Raw genomic sequence first — 19503 nt, 5'->3', positions numbered from 1 at the left:
GCATAATATCCCTTGGCGGAAAAGCTCGCTTCCAGCGACCAGATGCCCCCCCGTCCTCATCACCGCGGCGATGGCGAACATGACATGGGTTGCTGTGACCCCGATCTGGGGACCGAGGCGCTGGCTCTGCGCGCCCGCACCACCTTTGCCGCGACGCATGGCGTGGGGCATCTGGCGTTGCAGGGCCGTTTCGTCGGCGTGCGGATGGAGAGCTTGCCCGCCGAAGTGGCGGCGCTGGTCGAGACGACGACGTCAGGGCCAGCAGCGCTTAGGCGCTGACCGGGCGGATCTTCGGCGCGGCGTCGATCACCAGCGGATCAAGGCCGGGCGTTTGCGCCGCGACATGGGACAGCAAAGCCGCCCGCATCGGCGCAGACCAGTTTTCCGAAATATGCGCGGCGATCGGCGTCACGCGGTCGCCCGGCTGCACGGCGAAAAACGCAGCGATCTGGTTCGCCATCCGGATGATCTTGTCCTCGCTCATCGCTCCCCCGTCTCCGTGTAAACCGTGGCCCCGCCAGGGCCGCGCGCAATCACCGCGATGCCCGCGGCCTGCGCCTCGGACACCGCCAAAGCGGTCGGCGCCGAGGGCGCGATCAGCACCCGCGCACCGATCATCGCCGCCTTCTGCACCAGATCGACCGAGAGGCGCGAGGTCATCACCACTACCCCCGCGCCGACATCAACCGCCGCTGCGGCCAAAGCCCCCGCCAGCTTGTCGAGCGCATTGTGCCGCCCGACATCCTCGCGCAACGCAAGAAGCCGCGTGCCATCCCAAAACCCTGCCGCATGCGCCGCCCGGACCGCATCCTGCAAGACCTGCCCGGCCCGCAAGGCGTGCAGGGCCGCATCGGCCAAGGCGGCGGGGGCGCCAAGCGTCAGCTTGGCGCCCCCGCCCCGAGGCGCCCGCGGCAGCGGGCGCACCGCAGCCGCAAGGCTGTCGATGCCACAAAGACCGCAGCCGACCGGACCCGCCATCGCCCGACGCCGCGCGGCAAACCTTTGCCCCGCCGGGGCGGCAAGCCACCCTCGCACCTCGATCCCCTGCGGCTGGTGCACCACCTCAGCGCGCAGCAGATCCGCGGGCGCGGCAATCATCCCCTCGGTCAGCGCAAAGCCCAGCAGAAAGTCCTCAAGGTCCACGGGCGAGGCCATCATCACCGCCTGCGTCACCCCGTCGAAGACCAGCGCCACCGGCACTTCCTCGGCCAGAACCGCCCGGGCCCCGCCGGGCAGGCTGACCGTGACCGCACCGGCGGGCAAGCTCATTCGGCCGCCTCGATCCGCCGCGCGGCCGCCGCCTGCGCCGCATAATCCTGCTGCCACTCGGACGGGCCGTTCGACGCCGCCACCTGCACCGCCGTCACCTTGTATTCCGGGCAGTTCGTCGCCCAGTCGGAATTGTCGGTGGTCACCACGTTCGCCTGCGTGTCGGGGTGGTGGAAAGTGGTGTAGACGACCCCGGGCGAGACCCGATCCGTCACCGTCGCCCGCAGCGTCGTTTCCCCGGCGCGCGAGGCCAGCCGGACCCAATCGCCCTCGCGGATGCCGCGGGTTTCGGCGTCGGTCGGGTGAATCTCCAGCCGATCCTCGTCATGCCAGACCACGTTCTCGGTCCGCCGCGTCTGCGCGCCGACGTTGTATTGGCTGAGTATCCGCCCCGTCGTCAGCAGAAGCGGGAAGCGCGGCCCGGTCTTTTCGTCGGTCGGCAGATAGGCGGTGCGGATGAACCGCCCCTTGCCCCGCACGAAGCCATCGACATGCATGATCGGCGAGCCTTCGGGCGCGCTTTCATTGCACGGCCATTGCACCGAGCCGCGGGCGTCCAGCATGTCATAGGTGACAGAGGCAAAGCCCGGCGTCGTCGCGGCGATTTCCGCCATGATTTCCGACGGATGCGTGTAATGCCAGCCCCCGCCCAGCGCATTCGCCAGCATCTGCGTCACTTCCCAATCGGCAAAACCCGCCTTCGGCGCCATCACCTTGCGCACCCGGTTGATGCGACGTTCGGCATTGGTGAAGGTGCCGTCCTTTTCAAGGAAGGTCGAGCCGGGCAGGAAGACATGGGCGTAATTCGCGGTCTCGTTCAGGAAGAGGTCATGCACGATGACCAGATCCATCGCGGCAAGGCCGGCCGAGACATGCCGCGTATCGGGGTCCGATTGCAGGATGTCCTCGCCCTGAACGTAAAGCGCCTTGAACCGGCCCTCGACCGCGGCATCGAGCATGTTCGGGATGCGCAGCCCCGGTTCCGAGGACAGGGTAACGCCCCATGTCCGTTCGAACAACCCGCGCGTCGCGTCATCCGACACATGCCGATAGCCCGGGAATTCATGCGGGAAACTGCCCATGTCGCAGCTGCCCTGCACGTTGTTCTGGCCCCGCAGCGGGTTCACGCCGACACCGGGCCGCCCGATATTGCCGGTCATCATCGCAAGGTTCGCAATCGCGATCACGGTGGTCGAGCCCTGCGAATGCTCGGTCACGCCCAGACCATAATAGATCGAGGCATTCGGCGCCGCCGCATAGGCCCGGGCTGCCGCGCGCAGGGTTTCGGCCGGAACGCCGGTCAGGCTTTCCACCGCCTCGGGGGCATAATCCGGGTTCGCGACGAACTCGGCATAATCCGCCCATTCATCCCAGTCGCAGCGCCCTTCGATGAAGTGGCTGTCGTAAAGCTGCTCGGTCACGATGACATGCGCCATCGCGGTCATCACCGCGACGTTGGTGCCGGGCTTCAGTTGCAGATGCCAGGCCTCGCCGCGATGCGCGGTGTCGAGAAGGTCGATCCGGCGCGGGTCGACAACGATCAGCTTCGCCCCCGCCCGAAGCCGCTTGCGCAGGCGCGAGGCGAAGACCGGATGCCCGTCGGTCGGGTTCGCGCCAATGACCAGCGCCAGATCGGTCTCTTCGACCGAGTCAAAGTTCTGCGTCCCGGCCGAGGTGCCGAAGGTCTGTTTCAGCCCGTAGCCGGTCGGCGAATGGCAGACCCGCGCGCAGGTGTCGGTGTTGTTGGTGCCGAAAACCGCGCGCGCAAGCTTTTGCACCAGATAGGTTTCCTCGTTCGTGCAGCGCGACGAGGTGATGACGCCAAGAGCATCCGCCCCATGCTCGGCCCGCAGCGCCCGCAGCCGGGTGGCGGTGAAGTCGAGCGCCTCGGTCCAGTTCACCTCGCGCCACGGATCGGAGATCTTCTCGCGGATCATCGGCTTCAGGATGCGGTCCTTGTGCGTCGCATAGCCGTAAGCAAAGCGGCCCTTGACGCAGCTGTGGCCCCGGTTCGCCTCGCCGCCCTTCCAGGGCACCATGCGGACGAGCTGATCGCCGAGCATATGCGCCTCGAAGCTGCACCCCACCCCGCAATAGGCGCAGGTGGTGACGACTTTCCGTTCCGGCGTGCCGATCTTTTCGACCGATTTTTCAACGAGCGTCGCGGTCGGGCAAGCCTGCACGCAGGCGCCACAAGAGACGCAATCCGAGGACAGGAAGTCGGGGGCCGCGGGCGAGATCCGGGCATCAAAGCCGCGCCCCATCACCGTCAGCGCGAAGGTGCCCTGCACTTCCTCGCAGGCGCGCACGCAGCGCATGCAGACGATGCATTTCGCCGGATCGTAGCTGAAATAGGGGTTCGAATTGTCTTTCGGGATGTAGCGCGGGTTCGGCCCCGTCGCATCGCGGCGGGCAAAGTGGGTATCCTTCGCCTCGTAGCGCACCTCGCGCAGACCGACGGCGCCCGCCATGTCCTGCAGCTCGCAATCGCCATTCGCCGCGCAGGTCAGGCAGTCGAGCGGGTGGTCCGAGATATAGAGTTCCATCACGCCGCGGCGCAGTTTCTGCAACTGCTGCGTCTGCGTATGCACCCGCATGCCGGGGGAAACCGGGGTGGTGCACGAGGTCGGCGTGCCCTTCATCCCCTCGATTTCCACCATGCACAGACGGCACGACCCCACCGGCTCCACACTGTCGGTGGCGCAAAGCTTGGGAATGGAAATCCCCGCCTCGGCCGCCGCGCGCATCACCGAGGTGCCCGCGGGCACGGTGATCTCGACGCCATCGATGGTCAGGTGCACCGGCGCGCCGTCGCGTTTCGGCGTGCCCATGTCCTTCGTCCAGTCGAGCGGGGGAATGATCAGGTCTTTCATTCGGCGGCCTCGCGCAGCGTGGGGAAGTCGGCAGGGAAATGGCGGATTGCGCTTTGCACCGGATAGGGGGTGAAGCCCCCCAAGGCGCAAAGCGAGCCCAGTTTCATCGTCTGGCACAGGTCATCGAGCAGCGGCATCGCCGAAGCGTCGCCCGCGGCGATGCGGTCGATCACCTCGACCCCGCGGACGGCGCCGATGCGGCAGGGCGTGCAGGTGCCGCAGCTTTCGATGGCGCAGAACTCCATGGCAAACCGGGCGAGTTTCAGCATGTCGGCCGTCTCGTCATGCACGACAAGCCCCGCGTGGCCGACCAGCCCGCCCTGCCCCGCGAAGCGCTCGTAGCAGAAGGGCAGATGGTAGTCGGCGACCGGGTGATAGGCGCCCAAGGGCCCGCCCACCTGCACCGCCTTGACCGGACGGCCACTGGCGGTGCCGCCGCAGATGTCTTCGACCAGTTCCCCAAGGGTGATGCCGAAGCCGGTCTCGAACAGCCCGCCGCGTTTGACATTGCCGCCGATCTGCAACGGGATCGTGCCGCGGGACCGGTCCATGCCGAAGCTTTCGTAAGCCTTGGCGCCATGGGCCAAAATCCATGGCACCGCGGCCAAGGAGAGCAGGTTGTTCACCACCGTGGGCTTGCCGAACAGCCCCTTGAGCGCGGGCAGTGGCGGTTTCGTGCGCACCGTGCCGCGCTTGCCTTCAAGCGAATTCAGAAGCGAGGTTTCCTCGCCGCAGACATAGGCGCCCGCGCCGACGCGGACCTCCATCTCGAACCCGGCTTCGGCAAGGAAGGGCTTTGCCATTGCGATCGCTTCGCGCATCACCGCGATCGCGTCGGGATATTCCGAGCGGATATAGACATAGCCGCGCGTGGCGCCGACCGCGTGACCGGCAATCGCCATGCCCTCGACCAGACAGAAGGGATCGCCCTCGATCAGCATCCGGTCGGCGAAGGAGCCGCTGTCGCCCTCGTCGACGTTGCAGACAATGTATTTCTGATCGGCCTGCGCCGCGGCGACGGTGCGCCATTTGATGCCGGTCGGGAACCCCGCGCCGCCGCGGCCGCGCAGACCCGAGGCGAGCACTTCTTCGACCACCTCGGCGGGGGTCATCTTCAGCGCCTTGCGCAGCCCGGCCCAGCCCTCGGTCGCGGCGAATTGCGCCAGCGACAGCGGTTCGATCCGGCCGCAGCGGGCGAAGGTCAGCCGCGTCTGGCGCTTGAAGAACGGGATTTCCTCGACCAGACCCACGGCTTTCGGATGGCTTTCGGGTGCATCGAACAGGCCCGCCACATCGGCGGGCGTCATCGGACCAAAGCCGATCCGGCCTTCGGGGGTTTCAAGCTCCAGCAGCGGCTCCAGCCAGATCATGCCCCGAGACCCGTTGCGGGCAATCTCCAGCGGCACCCCGCGCTTGTCCGCCTCAAGCTTCAGCGCGGCCAGAACCGCCTCGGCGCCACAGGCTTTCGCGGCGGCATCACAGGGCAACCAGATCTTCATGCGCCCACCTCCGCCACGATGCCCGCGACCGCCGCCGCATCGAGCCGCCCGACCAGCCGGTCATTCACCATCGCCGCGGGGGCACAGGCGCACAGGCCGAGACAATAAACGGCTTCCAGCGTCACATCCGACGACGAGTCGCCCAGCCGCAGACCCAGCGCCGCTTCCAGCCGCGCCTGCACCGCGTCAGATCCCATCGCCTGACAGGCCTCGGCCCGGCAGAGCTTGATCACATGCCGTCCCGCGGGCGCCTTGCGGAAATCGTGGTAGAAGCCGATGACCCCCGCCACCTCGGCCCGCGTCAGCCCCAGATCGGCGGCGATCGGAGCGTAACTGTCATCGGGGATGAAGCCGAAAGCCTCCTGCACATCATGCAGGATCGGCAAAAGCGCCCCCTCCCGGCCGCGATGGGCCGCAAGGATGGCGCGCAGGCGCGCGGTATCGGTCATGTCGTCCTCCCGCCTTCAGCCTGCGACGAAGGGGCGCACAAGGCAATGCGGTTTCCGACAGGTGATGGCGGTTTTGCGAAGGATCAGCCCTGCCAGCGGCTCAGCGCGTCCTCGTCGGCATCCTTGGCGGCAACCCAGGCGGTGCCGTCGCGGCTGACTTCCTTCTTCCAGAACGGCGCGCGGGATTTCAGATAATCCATCAGGAATTCCGCGGCCTCAAACGCCGCCACCCGGTGCCGCGCGGCGGTGGCGACCATCATGATCTGCGCGCCGACCGCGAGCCGCCCGTGCCGGTGGATCACCAGCGCATCGGCCAGATCCCAGCGCCCCCGCGCCTCCTCGAGCATCGCGGCAATCGCGCTTTCGCACATGCCGGGGTAATGCTCGATCTCCAGCGCCTCAAGATTGCCGGTATCGTCGCGCACAAGGCCCAGAAAGCCCACGACCGCCCCGACATTCTCGCGGTTTTCGGAAAAGGCCGACATCTCGGCGCCGAAGTCAAAAACGGCGTCCTGCACCCGAACCTGCATCTCAGCCCCCTGTCATCGGTGGAAAAAACGCGACCTCGCGCACGCCTGCCAAGGGCGCATCGAACCCGGCCAACTGCTGATCAAGCGCCACCCGCAGCGCCGAGGTATCGGCAAAGGCGGCCTCATAGCGCGGCTCGCGGGCGCGCAGTTCGGTCACGAGGTCAAGAACGGTGGCGGCAGAGGTCTCGACCCGCTCGCGCGGCAGGCCGATGCGCTCGCGCATCCAGGCGAAATAGACGATGTCGAGCATGTGTCCCCCGGTGGTGGTTCGGGGTGATCCTAGCGAGGCCAGGGGGGAGAGGCAACGGGGGGGAGGAGGGTCAGAGGGCACTGTGACGTTTACTGGCCTCATTGGAGACAGAGCATCATGAGAAATTCCGACGAATGGGCGGGACTATTGCAGCACCAGCGTTAAGGCCCCCCAAAGACAACCTATCCCGAGCATCTTCGTAACTAGAAATCAAGAGCTCCTCTATCTCCCTGGCTGGGGTGGAAAACTTCGGTGGACGCGTAAAATTATCAATCGGCCAGCAACGCTTATACTGGAAAGGCGACCTATCGAAGCGACTAGAAAAACAAATATTCGAGAACAATACGAAGGAAACATTTTCGACAGCATAGTGAGCAAAAAAGCCTCCCGAGGCACGTCATTTTCAGGATAAAACATCGTCATAAGATTTGCTGCAGTGACCAGAGCGGGCGCAAAAGAAATCGGCGCATAGTAGACGGCAGAAGTTAGCGGAGGCACTTTTTCAAGATAAAATCTTCTGTTTTCCTTTTCGCGCTGCGAGTTTATTTCGCGCAGCAAGCCCGCGGCACCTTTAAAAATTGATTCAGCAGGATAAGTACTAATATGCAGCAGAAACCTTGAGTATATCCACTTGGCTATTGCCGGATAATCAACCCTAGCCTGCGCGAAAAAACTATCAGACCGCAATCTCAGTATAGAATCAACCGCAGGCCCCTGAAGACTGTTCAACCAACTGCTATTGCAACTTTTGCAAATCGTGTCTGGAATCGTTTGATAGAGCCAATGCCCTTTTTGAACAAACACAGGATTCGCACGGACCTCAAAAACGCCACTTTCGGAAATGTGTGTTTCAGCGTGCTTTTTGGGACCCCGAATATTGGCAGGCGCCTTGAGACTCTTCGCGAGTTTTTTGCTCCAGAAATGCTCTGCTGAACTTCGGCTCTCAGGCCCTTTGGTGCCGAATTCAACTCCACAGAAAATGCAACGTCCAGCCATGTGCACTCTCTCCAACTACCCCAATTTATCCGTCCTCGCTTGCGCTCGGCCGTTCGGCGCTGGAAACGCTCCACTGGAGCGTTTCCACCCCGGACATGCGTCCGGGGCCGCGCCTCACCCCCACTCCTCCACAAACTCCCGCCACTCGCCCTTGCTCATGCCGGAAGTCTCGGCAGTCACCACTTCGCCCGCCAGACGGCGCTTGAGCGCCTCTTTCGCCGTCGCGGACACACTCACCGCGCCCAGACGGTAATCCTCGAAGGCCGCGTAGGCCTGCGGCACCCAGTCCTTCACGATGTCACCCATGATCTGCGCATAGACCCGGATTTCATATTGCGCATGCACATCCGCCCGCAGGCGCAGGAAGTGGAACAGATTGTGCAGGTCGATCTTCCAGTACCATTGCGTGTAGACGTTCGCGGGCAGGTTCATCCGCGCCAGTTCCCGCGCCAGACCCAGCTTGCCCGCGTCGGCATCGGGGGTCAGCATGTCCTCGTAATGGTCATAGGCGCGCATCGCATCTTCGCGCAGAAGATCCAGCACCCGGGCCGCCTCGACGCCTTCCAGAACCTGACCGCGGCCCTGATTGTTCACCGTCGATTGCGCCGCCAGATGCTCGGGCGCGGGGATGTAGAATTCGCGGTCCATCACCGAATAGCGCGCGGAATATTCGTTCACATTCGCGGTGCGGTGGCGGATCCACTGCCGGGCGACGAAGATCGGCAGCTTGACGTGGAACTTGACCTCGCACATCTCGAAGGGGGTAGAGTGCCAGTGCCGCATCAGATAGCGGATCAGGCCGCGGTCGTCGGAGACCGCCTTGGTGCCGCGGCCATAGCTGACCCGCGCCGCCTGACAGATCGCGGCATCGTCGCCCATGTAGTCGATGACCCGGATCAGCCCGTGGTCGAGCACCGGATGGGCCTGATAGAGCCGCGCCTCCATCCCCGCCGAGGTGGCGCGCAGCGTGGTCTGGCTGCTGGCCCGCTGGGCGGCGATCTCGGCAAGCTGGTCTGGGGTAAGCGACATGGGGGCCTCCGGGCAAAAGAATCGCCGCGACTATATCTGGCAAAGACAGCCACCGAAACCGCGAGATACGGTGGGCGGCAGAAAGCACTGTCGCAGCCCGGGCACGCTTGCGCCGGGCGCGGGCGACGGAGCCGTTGCAAATTGACTTTTTTGCGATTTTTCGTCAACTTTAGGCTAACGAGCAGTCAACGAAAGACAGAATAATGATCAAACGGGTTTGGCCGCTTGCGGCATTCCTTGCGATTGGCGCGTGCAGCGGCCCGGCCATTGTTTCGGACAATTCGACGGACACGCCGACCTCTGGCGGGATTTGCAATGGCACGACAATCGTCTGTGCCGATGATGCCAATTCCTTCACCTATGACGCGGAGAAGGACGAAATCCACGTCAACAACCTGCCTTTCGACCTTGACGGGACCTATGCCAAGATCGACGGGCTGACGATCGGCGGACAGCAGGTCTACAAGAACGTCAAAGGCGCCCGGAATTACTACGCGCTTTACGTGCAGGGGGCGAACACCGAGACGGCGGCCAGCGTGGTGGCGACCGACGACTACATCAATTACGGGCCTTCCGGCACGATGTTCCGCGGCACCGGCAAAGTGGACCTGCCGACGGATGCGGAAGCGACCTACAGCGGCAGCTATCAAGGCATCCGCATCTACGAGGCAGGCGGGCAGCATGGCTTCTCGACCGGCGACATCGAGATGGTGGTGGATTTCGAGGACATGGACGACGTGGGCGCGATTTCGACCACGATCTCGAACCGGGTCGCCTATGACGAAAACGGCGTGGCGATCGGCAACCTGCCCGGTCTGGTGACCACCGACACCCACCACGAAAACGGGATCATCCAGGAAACGGCGATCCAGGAAGGCTATGGCAGCAGCGCGACCGGAGCCACCGGCACGCTTTCGGGCATCTTCAGCAACGGCGGCGATCAGATCGCCGGTGTTCTGGTGCTGGAAGGAAAGGATGCGCTAAGCTCGGCCAACGTGCGGGAAACCGGGGCCTTCGTCATCGATCAGGTCTCGCTGATCCGGCCCTGAGATGCGCGCAGCCGGTCGCCTGGCGCTTGCGCTTGCGGGGGGGCTTGCGGCCCTCTCGCCTGCCGTGGCCGAGGACCGGCTCGGCATCGAAGAGGCACGCGCGCTGGCGGTGGCGGCGCATCGGGCACATGATGCGCCTTTGGCCGCCGCTCTGGCGCGGGCGCTGCTCGCGCGCGATCCGAAGGATGCGACGGCCCGAATGATCCTGGCCAGCGCCTATTATGCGACGGGCCGGTTCGAACGCGCCGACACCGAAGGACGCACAGCCTATCGCGACAGCTCCGCAGACCCGCAGCGCCACGATGCGGCGATGATCGTTGCCGAAGCCGCGTTCAAGCAGGCGCAGATCGGCGCCGCCCGGCGTTGGCTGCGGCGCGCGGCCTATTTCGCCCCCGACGCGGCGCAGCGAGATCTGGCACTGCGGGCCTTTCACGGTCTTGAGGGTCGTCAGAAATTCACCTGGCATGTGCGCGGATCGGTGACTCCGATGTCGAACCTGAATGGCGGGACGATGGTGCAAAACGTCTCGCTCGGGCCAATCACCCTGCCCCTGCCGGGCGAGTTGCAGGCCTTGTCGGGGCTGCGCACGCATTTGGGCGCCGAAGCCAGCTATCGTTTTGGCGAAAGCCCGCGCGCCCTCTGGATTGCGGGCGCAGAGATCGACGGCGCCCTGAACCGGCTCTCGGCGGAGGCACAGCGGCAGGCACCGACGGCACGCGGCTCGGATTATGATTTCTGGTCGCTGGCGGCGACACTGCAGTATCGGGCGCAACCGAAGGGCTGGGATGCGCCTTGGGATGCGCGGCTGACCACGGGTCACATGATCTATGGCGGCGAGGATCTGTCGAACACGCTGGGGCTGCGGCTGGGCAAGGAATTCGCGCTGTCGCAGCAGACGGGCCTGCGCGCCGAAATCGGCTCCGAACGCCAGTTCCGTCTGGATGATGCGGAGCAGTCGGTGACGCTGCAGACGCTTGATGTCATCTACCGCAGCCAGACCGGGCCCGGGCAGATCCTGCTCGGGGGGGGGCTGACCGACGCCCGTTCGGCCAGCGCCAAAGCCAGTTTTCAGGGCGCGAAACTCAACCTGAGCTATGAAATTGCCAAGCCGAAATTCGGCTTGTTCTGGCAGACCGATCTTGGCCTTGAAAGCCGCGATTACGACACCGGCCGAGAGGATCGCGCCCTTGTGCTGGGGGTGTCTGCGGTGGCGCCGAAGCTGCAATACATGGGGTTTGCCCCCGAGATCGGCCTGAACTACACTCGCAACCGCTCCAACCACATCCTCTATGACAGCCGCGAGATCGGCTTTTCACTGGGGGTGAAGTCGGTTTTCTGAGGTTGCCCCCGCCGATGGTTGCGCTATCGTTCGCGCGAAATATGGAGACCTCCCATGCAGATACGCTATCTTCACACCATGCTGCGCGTGCTCGATTTGCAGCGCACGATGGATTTCTTTGCGCTTCTTGGCTTGCGCGAAACGCGGCGGATCGAGAATGAACAGGGCCGCTTCACGCTCGTCTTCATGGCCGCACCGGGGCAGGAAGACACCCCGGTCGAGCTGACCTTCAACTGGGACGGCGATGCCGCCCTGCCGTCGGACAGCCGCCATTTCGGCCATCTCGCCTATGGGGTCGAGAATATCTATGACATCTGCGCGCATCTGCAGGCCAATGGCGTGACGATCAACCGCCCGCCGCGCGATGGCCGCATGGCCTTCATCCGCAGCCCCGACAATGCCTCGGTGGAACTGCTGCAGATCGGCGAGGCCCTGCCGCCCGCCGAGCCGTGGCTTTCCATGCCCAACATCGGACATTGGTAAGCCTGCGCGATTATCACCCAGCCGCGGGGCGTTTCGCTCTGCGGCAACTTCGGCTAGATCGGGACGGCGGGGCCAGACCCGCGCAAGACCGAGGATGCCATGCCCGCCGAAGAGCTTTTCGCCGCCGATCTGATCCGCCGTCTGGGCGCGACCGACGCCCCCCTGCCGCTGGTGCAGGCGCTCGCGCAGGATTTCGCCACCGGGCGGTTTCCCGACCCGGAACTGGCACTGAACGGGCTGCGCGCGGCGCTGGCGGCGGCAGCCGAAACCGCGGCACTGGCGGGTGAAAACGAGACCCTGCGTCAGGTTGCGGCGCTGAACGCCGCCGGAGATCGCGCCGCGGCCGCCGCCCTTCTGGATGGCGCAACGGACGAGCCGCTCCTTGCCGCCGCGGCGCGACAGGACCGGATCTGCAACGCCCCCGAACAGGCCGCCGCGCGGCAGATCGAACGGCTCAAGGCCGCCGCCCCCGCGGGCGGGGTGTTCCGGGCCACGGTCGATCTGCTTTATGAAAAGCTCGAAGCCGGGGAGAAGGCGGGCGATCCCTTCGACATGCTGCTGGCGCTCGAACTGGCCAAGGCGCTTTACAAGCGTGCCAAGGGCGGGGAACTCGGTCAGGCGCAGACGAGCCTTGGCAATTGCCACCAGATCATCGGCCAGTTCCGACCCGGGCGCAAACATCTCGACCTTGCGGCCGAGCTGTTCGCCGCCGCCGCCAAGGCCGTCGCGCGGACGAAACAGCCGGAAAACTGGGCCTTTTCGCAGCACAATCTGGGCGGCATCCAGGAACTGATCGGCCTGCGCCACCGCGATGCGGCGATGCTGAAAAAGGCGATCAAAGCCTATTCGGCGGTGCTCGAGGTGTTCAACGCGCAAGGCTCGCCGCTGGAATGGGCAAACAGCACCGCGGCACGGGCGAATGTGCGCGCGGCCTTGGGCCGGATGACGGGCGATGCCGTGCTGATCGAAACCGCGATCGCGGATCTGGACACCGTGCTGGAAGCGCTCAAGCAGGAAGACCACCCGGCCGACTGGGCTTCGGCGGTGGCGACGCTCGCGCTCGCGCGGCGGCATCTGACCGAGGTGACGGGCGATGCAACGCCCCTGCGCACCGCGATCGAGGAATTCGAGGCCGCGGATGCGGTTCTGGCCGGGCTTGAGACCCCGGCCGAGCGGGCACGGTTGCAGCACAATCTGGGCCTGACGGCGCTGGCCCTGGCCCGAGCGCTGCCCGCAAGCGACGGCGCCGCGCGGGCGCAACAGGCGTTCGAGGCGGCGCTGGCGCTTGGCCGTCGCGATCACGCCGATTACCGCTGGGCGGAAAGCCTGACCGGCCTTGGCGAGGTGGCGCTGCTGCGCGGCGACAAGGCTGCGGCGCAGGCGCATCTGACCGAGGCGCAGGCGGTTCTGGCGCTTGATCCGGCCAGCGCCGCGCTGGAACAGTGCGCGGCTCTGCTGGCCGGGATCGCGGGTTAAAGTCAGGCGTTGAACAAGAAGTGCAGGACGTCGCCGTCTTGCACTTCGTAGGTCTTGCCCTCGACGCGGAACTTGCCCGCTTCTTTCGCGCCGCTCTCGCCGCGGTATTGCACGTAGTCGTCGTAAGCCACGGTCTCGGCGCGGATGAAGCCGCGCTCGAAATCGCCATGGATCACGCCCGCGGCGGCAGGCGCGAGGGTGCCCTTGCGGATCGTCCAGGCGCGGGCCTCTTTCGGGCCGACGGTGAAATAAGTCTGCAGGCCGAGAAGGTCATGCCCGGCGCGGATCAGCCGGTCAAGCCCCGCCTCGTGCAGGCCGAGTTCTTCGAGGAACATCTGCGCCTCGTCGGGGGCAAGCTGGGAAATCTCTTCCTCGATCTTGGCCGAAATCACCACCGAGGCGGCGCCGCTCGCCCGCGCCATTTCGGCCACGCGCTCGGATTGCGCATTGCCCTTGGCGGCGTTTTCTTCCTCGACGTTGCAGACGTAAAGCACGGGTTTCGCCGTCAGCAACTGCAGCATCCCCCAGGCCTTGCGGTCATCGTCCGCCACCTTGACCGTGCGCGCCGGGCGGCCCGCCTCGAGCGCCTCTTTCGCGGCGAGCATCAGCCGCGCATCTTCCTTGGCCTGCTTGTCGCCCGCATTGATCTTGCGCGCGATGTTGTTCAGCCGTTTCTCAAGGCTTTCGAGATCGGCAATCATCAGCTCGGTCTCGATCGTCTCGGCATCGGCCAGCGGATCGACGCGGCCCTCGACATGGGTCACGTCGCCGTCTTCGAAACAGCGCAGCACATGGGCGATGGCGTCGGTCTCACGGATGTTCGCCAGGAATTGGTTGCCCAGCCCCTCGCCCTTCGAGGCGCCTTTCACGAGGCCCGCGATATCGACAAAGGTCATCCGCGTCGGGATGATCTGTTTCGAGCCGGCAATCTCGGCCAGCTTGTCAAGGCGCGGATCGGGCACGGCCACCTCGCCGACATTCGGCTCGATGGTGCAGAAGGGGAAGTTCGCCGCCTGCGCCGCGGCGGTTTTCGTCAGCGCGTTGAACAGCGTCGATTTGCCGACGTTCGGCAAGCCCACGATCCCCATGCGAAAGCCCATGTCACTCTCCTTGATGATTGCGCGCCTCTTACGCGGGGATGGGGCGCAAAGCAAGCCGCGGCCCTTTCGCCATTGATTTTCTGCGCTGCTTCCCGCAAACCCGCACGGACATTCGAAGGGGAACGCCATGACTCGCATCGACGCCAAATTCGCCGCCCTGAAGGCCGAGGGCAAGAAAGCCTTCGTCGCCTATATCATGGCGGGGGATCCGGATCTGGCGACCTCGGCCGAGATCCTGAAAGGCCTGCCCGCGGCGGGCGTCGACATCATCGAACTGGGCCTGCCCTTCACCGATCCGATGGCGGATGGCCCGACGATCCAGCTTGCCGGGCAACGCGCGCTGGAGGGCGGGCAGACGCTGCAGAAGACGCTCGACATGGTGGCCGAGTTCCGCAAGACCGACGACACCACGCCGATCGTGATGATGGGCTATTACAACCCGATCTACAATCGCGGCGTCCCGAAGTTTCTCGCCGATGCGAAGGCGGCGGGCATCGACGGGCTGATCGTCGTCGATCTGCCGCCCGAGGAAGATGCCGAGCTGTGCATCCCGGCGAAAGCGGCGGGGATCAACTTCATTCGCCTCGCCACGCCCACGACCGATGACAAGCGCCTGCCGAAGGTGCTGCAGAATACCAGCGGATTCGTCTATTACGTCTCGGTGACCGGCATCACCGGCTCGCAGGCCGCGCAGGTGGCCGATGTCGCGCCGGAAGTGGCGCGGATCAAGGCGGCAACCGATCTGCCGCTGATCGTCGGCTTCGGCATCTCGACCCCCGAGGCGGCGCGGACGATTGCCGCCGTCGCCGATGGCTGCGTCGTCGGCTCGGCCATCGTCAAGGAGATCGGTGCGGGGAAAAGCCCGGCCGAGGTGCTGGCCACCGTCGCGGCGTTGGCCGCGGGCGCGCATTCGGCCTGAGCGCCCCTTCTGCCCGTGCGGAGGGGGGCGCTGCCCCCCGTCCTTCGGACTCCCCCCGAGATATTTTTGGCAAGGTGAAAAGCAGACAGCTTTTCGCCTTGTTTTCGCTTGACCAGTTGCTTGCAATCTTCTCGATAATTGGTAATTTCACTTGACCAGTTGGAGGAGGAACCCCGTGACCGTCATCACCTGCATCGACGACCTGAAGACATTGCACCGTCGCCGCACGCCGAAGATGTTCTATGATTACTGCGAGAGTGGCTCTTATACCGAGCAGACCTTCCGCGAGAACACCACGGATTTCGCGCAGATCCGGCTGCGGCAGAAAGTGGCGGTGGACATGTCGGGCCGCTCGACCGCGACGGTGATGGCCGGGCAGAAGGTGGCGATGCCGGTGGCCTTGGCGCCGGTCGGGCTTTTGGGCATGCAACGGGCGGATGGCGAGATCAAGGCGGCGCGGGCGGCGGCGAAATTCGGCGTGCCCTTCACGCTGTCCACGATGTCGATCTGCTCGATCGAGGATGTGGCGGCGCAATCGCCCGATCCGTTCTGGTTCCAGCTTTACGTGATGCGCGATGAGGAGTTCGTCGACGCGATCATCGAGCGGGCGAAGACGGCGCGCTGCTCGGCGCTGGTCTTGACACTTGATCTGCAAATTCTGGGCCAGCGGCACAAGGATCTGAAGAACGGCCTGACCGCGCCGCCGAAGCTGACACCCACGAACATGATCGACATGGCCACAAAGCTGACCTGGGGCCGTGAGATGCTGGCCACGCCGCGCCGCTTCTTTGGCAATATCGTCGGCCATGCCAAGGGGGTGGGCGATGCCGCCTCGCTGATGAGCTGGACCTCGGAGCAGTTCGACCCCTGTCTCGACTGGAAGAAGATTGCCCGCATTCGCGACCAATGGGGCGGCAAGTTCATCCTGAAGGGCATTCTGGATGCCGAGGACGCCCGCGCCGCCGCCGATTTCGGCGCCGATGCGATCATCGTCTCGAACCACGGCGGGCGGCAGCTGGATGGCGCGCTGAGTTCCATCCGCATGCTGCCAGAGATCGTCGCCGCGGTCGGTGACAAGACCGAAGTCTGGCTCGACAGCGGCATCCGCTCGGGTCAGGACATCCTGAAGGCGCTGGCGCTTGGCGCAACGGGCACGATGATCGGCCGCGCCTATGTGCATGGCCTTGGCGCAATGGGCGAGGCGGGCGTGACCAAGGCGCTTGAGGTGATGCGCAAGGAGCTCGACATCTCGATGGCGCTGTGCGGCGAGAAGCGGGTGCAGGATCTCGGCCGCGACAACCTGCTGGTGCCCGAAGGGTTCTTCACCACCTACCGCTGAGCGCGCGGGCCCGGGATACCCCGGGCCGTCGTCCCCTCAGGCCCGCCTGACCCGCGTCAGCGCCCAAAGGCCGGGCAGGATCGAAGCCATCACAAGGGCCACCGCGACAAAGGCTGCGCGCAGACCGAACCCCTGCGCCAGCGCCCCCATCACCACCGGGCCGACGAAGAAGCCGGTGAAGCCGATCATCCACGAGCGCGAGATGGCCAGCGCCCGTTCGGTCGGGGCCACCCGCTGCCCCAGGAGCGAATTGGCCGAGGGCACGACGACGGCGACGCCCATGCCGATCATGCCGATGCCCAGAACCGCCAGCGCCTGCACCGGGGCCACGGCGGTCACCAGTGCGCCAAGGCACCCCAGCACGGCAGAAAGCGCCACCAGACGCGCCTCGCCCAGACGGGCGGCGAGCAGTTGCCCGCCAAACCGTCCGGCTGCCATCGTCAGCCCCAGCATCGCCGGGCCAAAGGCGCCCTCGCCTGCGGCGCCGCCCAGATTGCGCTCGATATGCAGCGCCGACCAGGTCTCGGTCGCGTTCTCGGCAACGAAGGCGGCAAAGAGGATCGCCGCCGCCGCCAGCGCCGCCGCCCAGGGCGTGCGGGCGGCCGCTTTCGCTTCGGCCTCCTCGGCGGTGGCATGCGCCCGCCGCGCCTCGATCATCGCGGCGGCCATCGCGACCAGAACCAGCACCAGCACCGGCTGCACCACCTCGGGCGCAAAGCCCGCCCGCCGCGCCATGCCCGTCAGGGCCGCCGAAACCGCAAGCCCCGCCGAAAACAACGCATGGTTCCAGTTCATCAGCGGCAGGCCGGTGTCGTGCTCCAACTCGGAAATCCGCACATTCGCGGCCAGATCAAGGCTCGACATCACGACCCCCATGACGACAAGCGCCAACGCAAGGGTGAGGCCGGAGTGGATGAAAAGCGGCATCAGCGCCACGAGCGCCAGCAACGCCCCGCTCAACGGCAGCATCCGCGCACCAAGCCAGCGCCCGACCTGCGGCGCCAACGCCATCGCCGCCATGCCCCCTACCGCCGAACCCAGCAACAACACCCCGAAAAGCCCGTCCTCGACCCCGGCCCGCGCCTTGAATTCCGGCAACTGCGCCGTGAAGACGCCCCAGAACACCCCAAAAGCACAGAGCCCGATCCCCGTCGCGCGGCTGACCCGCGCCACCTGCAGCAATGCCATCTTCGCCCCCTCAAAGCGCTTTGAAAACGGGTAACACAGCCGCCTGCCCGCGCCCACTCCCCCCGCCGCCGCACATCGGCACGGTTTCGCCGGAGCTGTTACCAAAGCGTGATGAAACCCCTGCAAAACAAGGCGCGAATCTGGGCGCGAATCTGCTGGACAAGCGGGGGCTTCCTCTCTATCTCCCCCCGTTCATGGGCCCCACCCTTGGAGGGGGCCTCAATTTGCATTGGAGATGCCAAATGGCGAAAGAGATCGAAACTCTCGTAGCCGAGGTGCGCACGGGGACGGGCAAGGGGGGCCGCTCGCGCAGCACGTCGTGAGGGCAAGGTGCCCGGAATCGTTTATGGCGACGGCAAAGAGCCGCTGGCCATCAACCTCGACTACAACAAGCTGCTGACCCGCCTGCGCAAGGGCCGGTTCCTGTCGACGCTGTTCAACCTGCACATCGACGGGCAGGACGACGTGCGCGTGATCTGCCGCGGCGTGCAGAAGGACGTGGTGAAGGACCTCCCGACCCACATCGACTTCATGCGCACCCACCGCGCCTCGCGCATCAACCTGTTCATCCACGTGAACTTCGACAACGCGGAAGCCTCGCCGGGCCTGAAGCGTGGCGGCACCCTGACCATCGTGCGTCCGGAAGTCGAACTCGAAGTGCTCGCCGGTGACATTCCGGACCATATCACCGTCGACCTGACCGGCCGCAACATCGGTGACGTGATCCACATCAACGACATCCCGCTGCCGGAAGGCTGCAAGCCCACGATCGACCGCAACTTCGTCGTTGCCAACATCGCGGCGCCCTCGGGTCTCGTCTCGGCCGATCACGCCGAAGAGTGATCCTTTCCGCAAGGAAACGGGAAACGCCGGGCCCAGTGCCCGGCGTTTCACATTCCGCCTCCGGCGGGGATATTTATGGCAAGATAAATCGGCCCCCCTTTATCTTGCCATAAATATCCCGGGGGTGCGGGGGCTGGCCCCCGCCCTGTCGGGCTTGAGACAGACCACGGGAGAGTCGCGATGCAGCTTTGGGTCGGCCTTGGCAATCCGGGGGCGAAATATGCCGCGAACCGGCACAACATCGGCTTCATGGCGGTTGACCGCATCGCCGCAGATCATGGCTTCGCGCCGTGGAAAAAGGCGTTTCAGGGCTTTGTCGCCGAGGGCCGCTTCGGTTCGGTGCGGGTGATCCTCCTCAAGCCCGAGACCTTCATGAACCTTTCGGGTCAATCGGTGCGGGCGGCGGCGGATTTCTACAAGATCCCGGTCGAGGGGGTCACTGTCTTTCACGACGAACTCGACCTTGCCCCCGGCAAGCTGCGACTGAAGCAGGGCGGCGGGCATGCGGGGCACAACGGGCTGCGCTCGATCCATCAGCACATGGGCGAGGCCTATGCGCGGGTGCGGCTCGGCATCGGGCATCCGGGCGACAAGGACCGGGTGGCGGGCTATGTGCTGTCGGATTTCGCCAAGGCCGAGGCGGTCTGGCTGGATGATTTGATGCGCGGGATTTCCGACGGGGCGGGGGCGCTGGCGGCGGGTGACGGGGCGAAGTTCCTCAATGCCGTGGCGCTGCGCACGGCGCCGCCGCGGTCTTCGACCGGAACCAGACCGGCCGAAGCCCCGGCCGCGAGCGCAAAGAGAGCCCCCGAGCCCGAGGAAGACACCCGCTCCGCATTGGAAAAGCTCGCGGACCGGTTCAAGCGCTGACC

19 protein-coding genes and 1 pseudogene are annotated in these 19503 nt (G+C 65.4%); 9 read left to right on the top strand and 11 right to left on the bottom strand.

Annotated elements, in window-relative coordinates:
* The first annotated feature begins 42 nt into the window (after positions 1-42).
* Positions 43-279 (top strand): hypothetical protein, encoded by a 237-nt coding sequence (locus tag ACTTAI_RS04770; RefSeq protein WP_444454664.1) that lies wholly within the window; start codon positions 43-45, stop codon positions 277-279.
* On the opposite strand, the gene ACTTAI_RS04765 is transcribed toward ACTTAI_RS04770, so the two are convergent.
* The 9 genes from ACTTAI_RS04765 to thyX all read right to left on the bottom strand — a co-directional run bounded on the left by ACTTAI_RS04765 (position 269) and on the right by thyX (position 8895).
* Complete coding sequence (locus ACTTAI_RS04765) at positions 269-484, bottom strand: formate dehydrogenase subunit delta (protein WP_444454663.1); 216 nt, start codon at positions 482-484, stop codon at positions 269-271. The two genes, ACTTAI_RS04770 and ACTTAI_RS04765, sit on opposite strands and share 11 nt — an antisense overlap.
* The gene (gene fdhD, locus ACTTAI_RS04760) at positions 481-1269 is read right to left on the bottom strand and encodes a formate dehydrogenase accessory sulfurtransferase FdhD (RefSeq protein WP_444454662.1); all 789 of its coding nucleotides are present in this window, start codon (positions 1267-1269) and stop codon (positions 481-483) included. Before fdhD ends, ACTTAI_RS04765 begins: the two co-directional genes overlap by 4 nt.
* Entirely contained in the window at positions 1266-4142 is a 2877-nt protein-coding gene (gene fdhF, locus ACTTAI_RS04755) for a formate dehydrogenase subunit alpha (protein ID WP_444454661.1), read from the bottom strand. The genes fdhD and fdhF overlap by 4 nt, the downstream gene beginning before the upstream one ends.
* A complete protein-coding gene (locus tag ACTTAI_RS04750) occupies positions 4139-5641 on the bottom strand; it encodes a formate dehydrogenase beta subunit (protein ID WP_444454660.1) in 1503 nt (500 codons plus the stop codon). Before ACTTAI_RS04750 ends, fdhF begins: the two co-directional genes overlap by 4 nt.
* Positions 5638-6090, bottom strand: a complete 453-nt coding sequence (locus ACTTAI_RS04745) for a formate dehydrogenase subunit gamma (protein WP_444454659.1) — start codon at positions 6088-6090, stop codon at positions 5638-5640. Before ACTTAI_RS04745 ends, ACTTAI_RS04750 begins: the two co-directional genes overlap by 4 nt.
* An 83-nt stretch (positions 6091-6173) precedes the next feature.
* Positions 6174-6620, bottom strand: coding sequence for a molybdenum cofactor biosynthesis protein MoaE (locus tag ACTTAI_RS04740; protein ID WP_444454658.1), 447 nt, complete (start codon positions 6618-6620; stop codon positions 6174-6176).
* Position 6621: 1 nt separating this feature from the next.
* Entirely contained in the window at positions 6622-6870 is a 249-nt protein-coding gene (gene moaD, locus ACTTAI_RS04735) for a molybdopterin converting factor subunit 1 (RefSeq protein ID WP_444454657.1), read from the bottom strand.
* Between the two features lie 222 nt (positions 6871-7092).
* The gene (locus tag ACTTAI_RS04730; RefSeq protein ID WP_444454656.1) at positions 7093-7866 is read right to left on the bottom strand and encodes a hypothetical protein; all 774 of its coding nucleotides are present in this window, start codon (positions 7864-7866) and stop codon (positions 7093-7095) included.
* Positions 7867-7980: 114 nt separating this feature from the next.
* Positions 7981-8895, bottom strand: a complete 915-nt coding sequence (gene thyX, locus ACTTAI_RS04725; RefSeq protein WP_444454655.1) for an FAD-dependent thymidylate synthase — start codon at positions 8893-8895, stop codon at positions 7981-7983.
* Positions 8896-9098: 203 nt separating this feature from the next.
* Here thyX and ACTTAI_RS04720 point away from each other — a divergent pair, with 203 nt between their 5' ends.
* The 4 genes from ACTTAI_RS04720 to ACTTAI_RS04705 all read left to right on the top strand — a co-directional run bounded on the left by ACTTAI_RS04720 (position 9099) and on the right by ACTTAI_RS04705 (position 13242).
* Positions 9099-9944 carry a hypothetical protein gene (locus ACTTAI_RS04720; protein ID WP_444454654.1) on the top strand — a complete coding sequence of 282 codons (846 nt, stop codon included), beginning with the start codon at positions 9099-9101 and terminating at the stop codon, positions 9942-9944.
* 1 nt (position 9945) lies between these two features.
* Complete coding sequence (locus tag ACTTAI_RS04715) at positions 9946-11283, top strand: surface lipoprotein assembly modifier (protein WP_444454653.1); 1338 nt, start codon at positions 9946-9948, stop codon at positions 11281-11283.
* A 54-nt stretch (positions 11284-11337) separates the two neighbouring features.
* Positions 11338-11766 carry a VOC family protein gene (locus ACTTAI_RS04710; protein WP_444454652.1) on the top strand — a complete coding sequence of 143 codons (429 nt, stop codon included), beginning with the start codon at positions 11338-11340 and terminating at the stop codon, positions 11764-11766.
* A 99-nt stretch (positions 11767-11865) separates the two neighbouring features.
* Complete coding sequence (locus tag ACTTAI_RS04705; RefSeq protein ID WP_444454651.1) at positions 11866-13242, top strand: hypothetical protein; 1377 nt, start codon at positions 11866-11868, stop codon at positions 13240-13242.
* Between the two features lie 2 nt (positions 13243-13244).
* On the opposite strand, the gene ychF is transcribed toward ACTTAI_RS04705, so the two are convergent.
* On the bottom strand, positions 13245-14342 hold the full coding sequence (gene ychF / locus ACTTAI_RS04700; RefSeq protein WP_444454650.1) for a redox-regulated ATPase YchF: 1098 nt from the start codon (positions 14340-14342) through the stop codon (positions 13245-13247).
* 127 nt (positions 14343-14469) lie between these two features.
* Between ychF and trpA the strand changes: the two genes are divergently transcribed.
* Together trpA and ACTTAI_RS04690 are read left to right on the top strand one after the other, a co-directional pair.
* The gene (gene trpA / locus ACTTAI_RS04695; RefSeq protein WP_444454649.1) at positions 14470-15261 is read left to right on the top strand and encodes a tryptophan synthase subunit alpha; all 792 of its coding nucleotides are present in this window, start codon (positions 14470-14472) and stop codon (positions 15259-15261) included.
* A 175-nt stretch (positions 15262-15436) separates the two neighbouring features.
* A complete protein-coding gene (locus tag ACTTAI_RS04690; protein ID WP_444454648.1) occupies positions 15437-16600 on the top strand; it encodes an alpha-hydroxy acid oxidase in 1164 nt (387 codons plus the stop codon).
* A gap of 36 nt (positions 16601-16636) precedes the next feature.
* Here the strand turns inward: ACTTAI_RS04690 and ACTTAI_RS04685 are convergent, their stop codons facing one another.
* Entirely contained in the window at positions 16637-17788 is a 1152-nt protein-coding gene (locus ACTTAI_RS04685) for an MFS transporter (protein ID WP_444454647.1), read from the bottom strand.
* Between the two features lie 242 nt (positions 17789-18030).
* On the opposite strand from ACTTAI_RS04685, the pseudogene ACTTAI_RS04680 reads away from it, so the two are divergent.
* Positions 18031-18631, top strand: a pseudogene (locus tag ACTTAI_RS04680) (50S ribosomal protein L25/general stress protein Ctc).
* Between the two features lie 180 nt (positions 18632-18811).
* Positions 18812-19501 (top strand): aminoacyl-tRNA hydrolase, encoded by a 690-nt coding sequence (pth, locus tag ACTTAI_RS04675; protein WP_444454646.1) that lies wholly within the window; start codon positions 18812-18814, stop codon positions 19499-19501.
* Positions 19502-19503: the final 2 nt, after the last annotated feature.

This window comes from Rhodobacter capsulatus, assembly GCF_052363175.1.
Lineage (GTDB): Bacteria > Pseudomonadota > Alphaproteobacteria > Rhodobacterales > Rhodobacteraceae > Rhodobacter > Rhodobacter capsulatus_D.
Note: the sequence above shows the minus strand (reverse complement) of the source record. Positions and strands in the feature narration are given on the sequence as shown.

What these genes read in the sequence shown, in the direction of transcription:
- ACTTAI_RS04770 (WP_444454664.1), top strand. Translation starts at nt 43, where the DNA reads ATGCCCCCCCGTCCTCATCACCGCGGCGATGGCGAACATGACATGGGT.
- ACTTAI_RS04765 (WP_444454663.1), bottom strand. Translation starts at nt 484, where the DNA reads ATGAGCGAGGACAAGATCATCCGGATGGCGAACCAGATCGCTGCGTTT.
- fdhD (WP_444454662.1), bottom strand. Translation starts at nt 1,269, where the DNA reads ATGAGCTTGCCCGCCGGTGCGGTCACGGTCAGCCTGCCCGGCGGGGCC.
- fdhF (WP_444454661.1), bottom strand. Translation starts at nt 4,142, where the DNA reads ATGAAAGACCTGATCATTCCCCCGCTCGACTGGACGAAGGACATGGGC.
- ACTTAI_RS04750 (WP_444454660.1), bottom strand. Translation starts at nt 5,641, where the DNA reads ATGAAGATCTGGTTGCCCTGTGATGCCGCCGCGAAAGCCTGTGGCGCC.
- ACTTAI_RS04745 (WP_444454659.1), bottom strand. Translation starts at nt 6,090, where the DNA reads ATGACCGATACCGCGCGCCTGCGCGCCATCCTTGCGGCCCATCGCGGC.
- ACTTAI_RS04740 (WP_444454658.1), bottom strand. Translation starts at nt 6,620, where the DNA reads ATGCAGGTTCGGGTGCAGGACGCCGTTTTTGACTTCGGCGCCGAGATG.
- moaD (WP_444454657.1), bottom strand. Translation starts at nt 6,870, where the DNA reads ATGCTCGACATCGTCTATTTCGCCTGGATGCGCGAGCGCATCGGCCTG.
- ACTTAI_RS04730 (WP_444454656.1), bottom strand. Translation starts at nt 7,866, where the DNA reads ATGGCTGGACGTTGCATTTTCTGTGGAGTTGAATTCGGCACCAAAGGG.
- thyX (WP_444454655.1), bottom strand. Translation starts at nt 8,895, where the DNA reads ATGTCGCTTACCCCAGACCAGCTTGCCGAGATCGCCGCCCAGCGGGCC.
- ACTTAI_RS04720 (WP_444454654.1), top strand. Translation starts at nt 9,099, where the DNA reads ATGATCAAACGGGTTTGGCCGCTTGCGGCATTCCTTGCGATTGGCGCG.
- ACTTAI_RS04715 (WP_444454653.1), top strand. Translation starts at nt 9,946, where the DNA reads ATGCGCGCAGCCGGTCGCCTGGCGCTTGCGCTTGCGGGGGGGCTTGCG.
- ACTTAI_RS04710 (WP_444454652.1), top strand. Translation starts at nt 11,338, where the DNA reads ATGCAGATACGCTATCTTCACACCATGCTGCGCGTGCTCGATTTGCAG.
- ACTTAI_RS04705 (WP_444454651.1), top strand. Translation starts at nt 11,866, where the DNA reads ATGCCCGCCGAAGAGCTTTTCGCCGCCGATCTGATCCGCCGTCTGGGC.
- ychF (WP_444454650.1), bottom strand. Translation starts at nt 14,342, where the DNA reads ATGGGCTTTCGCATGGGGATCGTGGGCTTGCCGAACGTCGGCAAATCG.
- trpA (WP_444454649.1), top strand. Translation starts at nt 14,470, where the DNA reads ATGACTCGCATCGACGCCAAATTCGCCGCCCTGAAGGCCGAGGGCAAG.
- ACTTAI_RS04685 (WP_444454647.1), bottom strand. Translation starts at nt 17,788, where the DNA reads ATGGCATTGCTGCAGGTGGCGCGGGTCAGCCGCGCGACGGGGATCGGG.
- pth (WP_444454646.1), top strand. Translation starts at nt 18,812, where the DNA reads ATGCAGCTTTGGGTCGGCCTTGGCAATCCGGGGGCGAAATATGCCGCG.